We start from the raw sequence: 8,749 nt of genomic DNA, 5'->3' as shown, positions 1-8,749 counted from the left end.
CGGGGGCGTGGGGGGGGGTGGGTTGCCCTCAAAGCCCCCCCCCCACACACCACCCACCCCGAAGGCGCCGAACCCGCCACCCACCACCCAGCAGGCGCCCCCGCCCAACACCCCCCCGCCGAAGGCGAAAGAAACCGCACCCGCCACGGCGGGACACCCGACAACGTGGGAAAACCTACGGCGCCAGCCGAAACCGCAAGCGGCAGATCACCGCATCCGTGTCCCGCCGCACCGCATGCGCCAGCACCGCCCCCCGCTGGTTCTGCAGCACCCGCTGCCACAGATGGGCGGGCTCGACCTCCGGGATCAGCACGGTGACCCGCGCATCGGGCCGGCGGGCCGTCAGGTCCCGGACGTAGGAGGTGATCGGGCGGCCCAGGGAGCGGGTGGGGGAGGGCAGTTCCAGCAGGTCCACGCCCGGATTCCACAGTTCCCAGTCGCGGCGCAGCGCCTCGGCGGCGGGGCGGTCCTCGGGCGTGTCGTGGGTGACGGTGACCGCGATCACCTCGTCGCCCAGGGACACCGCGGCGTTGACCGCCTCGCTCGTCAGCCGGGACAGGTGTGAGACGGGGACGACGACGAGGGAGCGGGCGCGCCGCGGCGGCTCGGGCACCCGGCCGAGGCCGAGGCGGTCCCCGATCCGCCCGTACGTCCGGTGGACGACCTCGAAGGCGAGGACCATCAGCGGCAGCGCGACCACGATCAGCCAGGCGCCGTCGGTGAACTTGGTGGCGGTGACCACGAGCGCGGAGGCGGCGGTGAGCAGCGCGCCGAAGCCGTTGAGCAGGGCCTTGCCGAACCAGCCGGCGGACCGCTCCCGGTGCCAGTGGCGGACCATACCGGCTTGGCAGAGCGTGAAGCCGACGAAGACCCCGATGGCGAACAGCGGCACCAGGGTGTTGACGTCGCCGCCGGAGAAGACCAGCAGCGCGGCGGCGACCGCGGCCAGCGCCAGCACACCGTGCCGGTGGACCTGCCGGTCGGCCTTCAGGCCGAAGACGTGCGGCAGGTAGTTGTCGTGGGCGAGCAGGCCCATGAGGACGGGCAGGCCGCCGAAGGAGGTGTTGGCGGCCAGCGCCAGCAGCACCATGGTGGCGAACTGGACGACGTAGAACGCCCAGTTGTGGCCGAGCGAGGCGTCCGCCAGCTGTGCGAGGACGGTGACGCCGTCCACCGGCTGGAGGTGGAAGCGGCCGATGAGCAGCGACAGGCCGACCAGCATCACGCCGAGCAGGGCGCCCAGCGCGACCTCGGTGCGCTGGGCGCGCCGGGCGGCCGGGGCGCGGAAGGACGGCACGGCGTTGGCGACCGCCTCGACGCCGGTCAGTGCCGAGCAGCCGGAGGCGAACGCCCGCAGCAGCAGGAGGGCGCCGACGGAGGTGGCGTTGTGGGCGAGGGCGGAGGCGTGGCCCGCGGCGGTGACGGTGGAGGCCGGCGCGTCCCGGAGCAGCCCGACCGCGATCATCGCCAGGATCGAGCCGACGAAGACCGCGGTGGGCAGCAGGAACGCCCGCGCCGAGTCGGCGATCCCGCGCAGGTTGATCGCGGTCACCACGAGCAGCACGGCCAGGCAGATCCACACCCGGTCGCCGTAGAGCGCGGGGAAGGCGGAGGTGAGCGCGGCGACGCCGGCGGTCACCGACACCGCGACGTTGAGGACGTAGTCCAGGACCAGGGAGGCGGCGGCCACCAGGGCGGAGCGGGGCCCCAGGTGGGTCCTGGCCACCGCGTAGGAACCGCCGCCGTTGGGGAAGGCGGCGATGACCTGGCGGTAGGAGGCCACCAGGACGGCCAGCAGCGCGGCGATGGCGAGCGTCACCGGGAGGGTGAAGCCCAGCCCGTAGGCGCCGGCGGTGGCCAGGACCAGCACGATCGACTCCGGCCCGTAGGCGACGGAGGCCATCGCGTCCAGGGAGAGGGCGGCCAGGCCCTGGAGGGCGGTCAGGCGGTGCCGGTCACCGGCCGGGTCGGGGCCGGGGGCGGCGCCGGTGCCGGGGCCGGTCGCGGTCGCCGGGGGCGGCTGCTCGGGCCGGTTTGCGGGCTGCGACACCGTCGACATGGTTCGTCGTACCTCCGTGCGGCGCTGGCTGGGACCAGCCCAGCGTGCGGGCCGCGGCGGCGGTCGGCGAGCGGCCTTGGCGCGCCCTTGGCGGGCGGCACGGCGATCTTCACGGGATTTTGACGGTGCGGCACGTACGGGCGCGCCCCCGAAGGCGTAACGGCGCGCCCCCTGACGGAAGCGCGCCTTCCGGAGCCTGGCTCACGCCCCCGGGACGGTGATGTCGCACCGCACCCCGGTCAGCTCCTCCGAGGCCGCCCACAGCCGCTCGGCGGTGCGGTCGTCGCGTGTCCAGGGGGCGCGGAAGGAGCGGGCCGGGGCGCCGCGGAGCCCGTTGCGCGGCCCGATGAAGGCGTCCGGCCGCATGTGCGGGGCGGTGGCCGCGCACAGCGTGCCCAGCGCCCCGCCCTCCGCGGGCTGGGCGATCAGCCGGTTGCCCAGCTCCACCACGCGCTCGGCGGACTGCCGGCCCTCCATCCGCACCCCCGCGGTCTGGAGGTTGGTGTGCGCGTAACCGGGGTGCGCGGCGGCCGCGACGACCTGCGAGCCGGCCGCCGCCAGCCGCCGGGCCAGCTCGTGGGTGAACAGCAGGTTGGCGCTCTTGGACCGGCCGTAGGCGAGCCAACGGTGGTAGGAGCACTCGCTGTTGAGGTCGCCGAGGTCCACATCGGCCAGTGCGTGCAGCATGCTGGAGACCGTCACGACCCGGGCCCCGGGCGTCGCCAGGAGCTTGGGCAGCAGCAGTCCGGTGAGCGCGAAGTGCCCCAGGTGGTTGGTGCCGAACTGCATCTCGAAGCCGTCCGCGGTGAAGCGCTGCGGCAGCGCCATCACGCCCGCGTTGTTGACGAGCAGGTCGAGCCGGTCGTCGCAGAAGTCGGCGAGGCCCTCGGCGAAGCGCCGCACGGACGCCAGATCGGCCAGGTCCAGCGCCCGGAACTCCGCCTCGGCGGTCGGCACTTCGGCCCGCAGCCGGGACAGCGCCGCCGTGCCCCGCTCCGCGCTGCGGCAGGCCAGCACCACCCGGGCACCGCGCCGCGCCAGCTCACGGGCGGTGACGTAGCCGAGGCCGCTGTTGGCGCCGGTGACGACCGCCGCGCGGCCGGTCTGGTCGGGTATGTGGCTGGTGTTCCACCGGGTCACGCCGTACTCCTCGGTCGGGGGAAGTTCAGCGTACGCCGACCGTTCCGCGGGGCTCGCGGGGAGATCCTGGGCGCATGCCTCGCCGCCCCCGCCCGGCCGGCCGCCTCCGCGCCGCGCTGACCGCCCCCTTCACCCCGCGCGCCCTCGCCGCCCTCCTGCACGCCCTGGCCGCGCCGGCGCTCGCGCTGCCGGGCGCGGTCCTGGTGCTGATGGGACTGGCCGTGGGGGCGGCGCTGTCCTGGACGACGTTCGGCCTCTGGCTGCTGGCCCTGACGGTCCGCGGAGCCCTCGCCCTGGGCGGTCTCCAACGGGCCATGGCCCGCGTCCTGTTGGGGGAGTCGATCGAGCCCGCCGGGCGGCGCACCGCGCCCGGCCTCTTCGGCTGGCGGCGCGCGCTGCTCGGCGACCGGGCCGGCCGGCGGGCGGTGGCCGCGGCCCTCCTCGCCCCGCTGACCGCGCTGCCGCCGCTGCTCGCCGCCGTCCTCGGCTACGTCTACGGCCCGTTGGCGCTCACCCAGCCCGTCCTGCGCCGCTGGAACCACCTCACCGTCCGCGACCCCGACGGCTCCGTCCACCACGTGGGCGTGCTGATCCACGGCGTCGAGTTCGACAGCTGGCCGCGCTGGACCGTCGTGGTCGCGGCCGGCGCGCTGCTGCTCCTCCTCGCGCCCCACCTGGTCCGCCGGGCCGGCGCCCCGCACCGGCTGCTGCTGCGCGCCCTGCTCGGCCCGAGCGCCGCCGACGCCCGCATCCGCGCCCTGGAGGAGACCCGGGCGCACGCCGTCGAGGACGCCGCCGCCACCCTCCGCCGGATCGAACGCGATCTGCACGACGGCACCCAGGCCCGCCTGGTCGGCCTGGGCATGCAGCTCACCCTGATCCGCGAACTGCTCACCCGGGACGCCGGCCGGGACCGCCTGCTGGCCACCGTCGCCCGCGCCCAGGACAACGCCACCCGGGCCGTCAGCGACCTGCGCCACCTCGTCCGCGGCATCCACCCGCCCGCCCTCGACGAGGGCCTGGCGACCGCCCTGGCCACCCTCGCCGCCGACGCCCCGCTCCCGGTCGCCCTGCACACCGCGATCGCCCACCGCCCCACCCCGGCCCTGGAGTCCCTCGCCTACTTCTGCGCCGCCGAACTCCTCGCCAACACCGTCAAGCACAGCGCCGCCGCCACCGCCGCCGTCGAGGTGCACGGCGACGGCCGCGTCCTGCTGCTGTCCGTACGGGACGACGGGCGGGGCGGCGCGGTGCCCGGCGCGGGCAGCGGCCTGACCGGTCTGCTCGGGCGTATCCGCACCGTCGACGGCACGCTGACCTGCGACAGCCCACCCGGAGGCCCTACCGTGGTCACGATCCGGCTCCCGTACCCGGCCGCGCCCGACGGCACCGCACGGGCCCGGTAGCCGCCCCTTCAGCCTCCTGCCCGCCCTCTGTAAGAGGTCCCCTTCGCACTCCCCAAGGACGGGAACCATGCGCGTCGTCATCGCCGAGGACTCCGCGATCCTGCGGGAGGGCCTGGTCCAGCTGCTGGAACTGCGCGAGGTACAGGTCGCGGCCGCCGTCTGTGACGCCGAGAGCCTGCTCACCGCCGTGGACACGCACCGTCCCGACGCCGCCGTGATCGACATCCGGCTGCCGCCCGGCTACCGCGACGAGGGGCTGCGCGCCGCCGTCACCCTGCGGCAGCGGCACCCCGGAACCGGCGTGCTGATCTTCTCCCAGTACGTGGAGACCGCCTACGCGGACCGCCTCTTCGGCTCCGGCGCGGGCTTCGCGGGCGTCGGCTATCTGCTCAAGGAACGGGTGATGGACATCGGCGAGTTCGTCGACGCCCTGCACCGGGTGGCACACGGCGGCACCGCCCTCGACCCGGACGTGGTGGGCCGGCTGTTCGGCGCCGTCCGCCGCAGCTCCGCCCTGGACGCCCTCACCCCGCGCGAACGCGAGGTACTGGCCCTGATGGCCCAGGGCCGCACCAACCACTCCATCGCCGCCGCCCTGACCGTCACCGCACGCTCCGTCGAGAAGCACATCGCCAACCTCCTGGCCAAGCTGGACCTCCCGCCCTCGGACACCGGCCACCGCCGGGTGCTGGCGGTCCTGCGCTACCTGGAGGCCGCGGGGCGGCCGTAGGGCTTCTGACGGATCTCCGCGGCGTCCACGGAGATCCGCCAGAAGCGCCCTAGCCGCCCCCCGCCCCCTCCCTCAGCTGTCGACCCGCGCCGGGCACAGCCGCCGGGGCCGCTCGTCCCCGCGCAGCCGGGCGTCCACGCACCCGCCCGGCAGCCCCTCGTACGCCCGGCTGCCGAAGTTGGCGGTCACCGTCAGCGTCCCGTCCCCGAACACCGTCCGCTGCACGTTCCGGTCGCCCGTCAGCCACCGGAACGACGTCAGCCGCTCGGTCCCCGCGGCCCGGTGCAGCGGCGCGAAGTACCGCTGCAACGCCGCCAGTTCCGCCCCGTTCTTCGTCAGCGACGGTCCGTCCAGCACGAAGTTCAGCGGCGTGTTGGAGAGCATCGCCAGCAGCGCCCGGGTGGTCTTCTGGGCCGGCAGCTTGTCGTACGACAGCTCCCAGCGCTCGACGTTGACCAGCGACCCGTGCAGCGCCGTCTCGTACAGCGGTACCCGGTACTTCGGGTCGTACATGGCCGTGGCCAGCTCGGCCGGCAGCGTCACCGGCCGGAAGAAGTTCTTCGGCGCGTCCTGTGGGTAGTAGCCGCCCCAGGTCTCCTTGTCCCGCTCCAGCGCCCACAGCCCGTCCGCGACCGGCGTCCCCGAGCCGTGGTCGAAGGCCAGCACCCTGTTCGCCCACGGCTGGGCCGACTCCGACCCCAGCACGAAGCCCTTCGCCAGCCGCTCCATCCGCGCCAGCCGGTTCGCCCGGTCGCCCGCCTTGGTCATCTCGTGGCCCGCCCCGTGGTCCCGGAACACCTCACCGGTCGCGTCCACGTCCAGGAAGTAGCTGTCCGCCCCGTTGGCGGTCATCGCCCGTGTCCGCTCCGCCAGATGGTGCGCGGTCGGCTCCGCCTTCTCGAACGCCCGCGAACTCAGGTAGCACCCCCGCCCCGCGAACCCGGTCTCCGCCGACCCGTCCGCCTTCCGCACGCAGAAGTCCGGGTAGACCGTCCCGGGCCACTGGGACGTGGGACTGTCCGCCGTCTTCGCGTCCTGCCCGTTGGCGAACGAGTCGTACGGCCCGACCAGGTACCCGGCCTGCCGGGCCGCCCGCACCGCCGCCGCGTCCATCGGCGCCGGCCCGGCGTCGTAACCCAGCCACATCCGGTCCACGCCCGACTTCCGCAGCCGCTCGACCCCTTCCGCGGTCCGCGCCTCGCCCCACACATACGCGTGGAACGCGCCCAGCAGCTTCCCGTTCGCCGGATTCCTCGCGATCTTCTCCCGCAGGCTGCCCAACTGCCCGCGCTGCGCGAGGTAGGACCGGTAGTCCGCCGCCGGCGCCACCGGGTCCCCGTCCGTCAGCGCGAACGACACCTCGTAGTCCCGTGTCCCCTCGCCCGCGTCGAAGGCGTGCGCCGCGGTCGCCCGCAACGCCCCGCCCTCGGACGCGAACCGCAACGACGTCCCGATGTCGGTCGGCGTCACATAACTCACCCCGTGCCGCGCCCCGCTGCCCGCGCGAGCGTCCCCGCCCATCGCATATCCCCACAACGGCAGCGCCAGATCCGCCCCCACGTCCACGGTGCTCCCGGCCAGCCCGCCCCGCCCGGAGTTCCAGAACGCGTCCCGCACCGGGATGTCCAGCCCCGCGCCGCGCGGCACCTGCACATCGGAGGTGGCCCGGTCGGTCCCGGTCACCGGCCAGCTCACCGACTGGTCCCGGTCCGCCCGGATGCGGACCGTCAGCCGGCCCCGCTCCGAACGCGCCGTCACCTCCAGCCCCTTGGCCGGATACGACCAGCGCGCCCCGTCGGCCGTCCGGGTCATCGGCCCGGGCGTCCCGAGCCCGCCCTCAACCGCCTCGGAGAGCACCAGCGGCGTCCCGTCGCCGGTCCGCGCGGTCACCGCCAGCGTGGCGGTGTCGACGGTGGCGGTACCCCCGGCGACCGGAAGCGCCAGCCGGCCGCCCTGAAGCGTCCCGGCCTCGGCCCTCCCGCACCCGGAGACCCCGAACGTGGTGGCGGTCAACGCCAGGGAGACGGCGATCACTTGCCTGAGCTTGAATGTCATGCCCACGTTGATAGTGAGGCGGTTTAAGAAGCTTCTAAGAGACCCGTCCTCCTGCGCGAGCTTGTGAGAGCCGTGGCCCTGAGATGCGGGCCCCTTAAAAGGCATGCGCCTGGGAAGCGTGCTGCTGAGATACGGGCCCCTAAGGGGCCGGGGCCACCGGTGCCCGCCCCTGTGCCAACCGCCGCACCGCCAACTCCGCATAGACCGCCGCCCCGTCCGCCAGCACCGCATCGTCGAACTCGGCCAGCGGCGAATGGTTGTTGGGACTCTTCGCCGGGTCCGCCCCGGCCGGCGGCGCCCCCAGCATCAGCATCGCGCCCGGCACCTCGTCCAGCACCCGCGAGAAGTCCTCCGACGCCGGCACCGGATGCGGCCGCGGCGCGAACCGCTCCTCGCCCAGCGCCTCACGGACCGCATGCGCCGCGAACTCCGCCTCGGCCTCGTCGTTCACGGTCACCGGATACATCTCGACGAACTCCGCGTCCACCGCCACCCCATGGGCCGCCGCGACGCCCCGGCACACCTCCACCGTCCCGTCCTTGACGCGCGCCTGCGCCGCGGCCGAGAAGCTCCGCACCGTCGCCTGGAACGCGGCGGTCTCCGGGATCACGTTCTGTTGCGTCCCCGCGTGGAACGTCCCCACCGACAGGATCACCGGATCGAACACGTCGAAGCTCCGCGTGATCCACGCCTGCAACGCCGTCACCATCGCACACGCCGCCGGCAGCGGGTCCTTGGCGCGGTGCGGCATCGCCCCGTGCCCGCCCACCCCGCGCACCGTCACCCGCAGCACGTTGGACGCCGACATCATCGGCCCGCCACGCGTCTCGAAGACCCCGCTCGCCGGTCCCGCCGACAGCACATGCAGCGCATACGCCGCCACCGGTCGCCGCCCGGCGGCCTCCAACAGCCCCTCCGCCAGCATGTACCGGGCCCCGTCGTACCCCTCCTCGCCCGGCTGGAACATGAACACCACGTCCCCCGCGAGCCGGTCCCGGTGCGCGGCGAGCAGGCGCGCCGCCCCCACCAGCATGCTGGTGTGCAGATCGTGCCCGCAGGCGTGCATCCGCCCGTTGTCCGCGGCGAAGTCCACGCCGGTGCGCTCGGCGACCGGCAGCGCGTCCATATCGCCGCGCAACAGCACCACGGGCCCGGACGCGGCCCCCCGCAGCACCGCCGTCACCGAACTGAGCCCGTCGCCGGTGCTCACCTCCAGCGGCAACCCGTCCAGCTCCGCCAGCACCGCCTCCTGCGTGCGCGGCAGTTCAAGCCCCGTCTCCGGAATCCGGTGCAGCGAGCGGCGCAGCCGCACGAGGTCGTCGGACAGGGCACGGGCATCGTCACGCAGGTCCACGGAGT

General features: G+C 74.6%; 6 protein-coding genes. 2 read left to right on the top strand and 4 right to left on the bottom strand.

The window, feature by feature from the left end; translation table 11 throughout:
* Nucleotides 1–175: 175 nt before the first annotated feature.
* Nucleotides 176–2,059 carry an APC family permease gene (locus ACIQE0_RS06195; protein WP_366337779.1) on the bottom strand — a complete coding sequence of 628 codons (1,884 nt, stop codon included), beginning with the start codon at nt 2,057–2,059 and terminating at the stop codon, nt 176–178.
* Between the two features lie 201 nt (nt 2,060–2,260).
* Complete coding sequence (locus tag ACIQE0_RS06190) at nt 2,261–3,199, bottom strand: oxidoreductase (protein ID WP_402329438.1); 939 nt, start codon at nt 3,197–3,199, stop codon at nt 2,261–2,263.
* 74 nt (nt 3,200–3,273) lie between these two features.
* On the opposite strand from ACIQE0_RS06190, the gene ACIQE0_RS06185 reads away from it, so the two are divergent.
* Together ACIQE0_RS06185 and ACIQE0_RS06180 are read left to right on the top strand one after the other, a co-directional pair.
* Nucleotides 3,274–4,605 (top strand): sensor domain-containing protein, encoded by a 1,332-nt coding sequence (locus tag ACIQE0_RS06185; RefSeq protein ID WP_366337775.1) that lies wholly within the window; start codon nt 3,274–3,276, stop codon nt 4,603–4,605.
* Nucleotides 4,606–4,672: 67 nt separating this feature from the next.
* A complete protein-coding gene (locus tag ACIQE0_RS06180; protein ID WP_366337773.1) occupies nt 4,673–5,335 on the top strand; it encodes a response regulator transcription factor in 663 nt (220 codons plus the stop codon).
* A 72-nt stretch (nt 5,336–5,407) separates the two neighbouring features.
* Here the strand turns inward: ACIQE0_RS06180 and ACIQE0_RS06175 are convergent, their stop codons facing one another.
* Entirely contained in the window at nt 5,408–7,390 is a 1,983-nt protein-coding gene (locus ACIQE0_RS06175) for a glycoside hydrolase (protein WP_402329435.1), read from the bottom strand.
* Between the two features lie 139 nt (nt 7,391–7,529).
* Nucleotides 7,530–8,744 (bottom strand): M20 family metallopeptidase, encoded by a 1,215-nt coding sequence (locus ACIQE0_RS06170; RefSeq protein ID WP_402329434.1) that lies wholly within the window; start codon nt 8,742–8,744, stop codon nt 7,530–7,532.
* Nucleotides 8,745–8,749 lie beyond the last annotated feature (5 nt).

It is taken from the genome of Streptomyces sp. NPDC093097 (assembly GCF_044754325.1).
Classification (GTDB): domain Bacteria; phylum Actinomycetota; class Actinomycetes; order Streptomycetales; family Streptomycetaceae; genus Streptomyces.
Note: the sequence above shows the minus strand (reverse complement) of the source record. Positions and strands in the feature narration are given on the sequence as shown.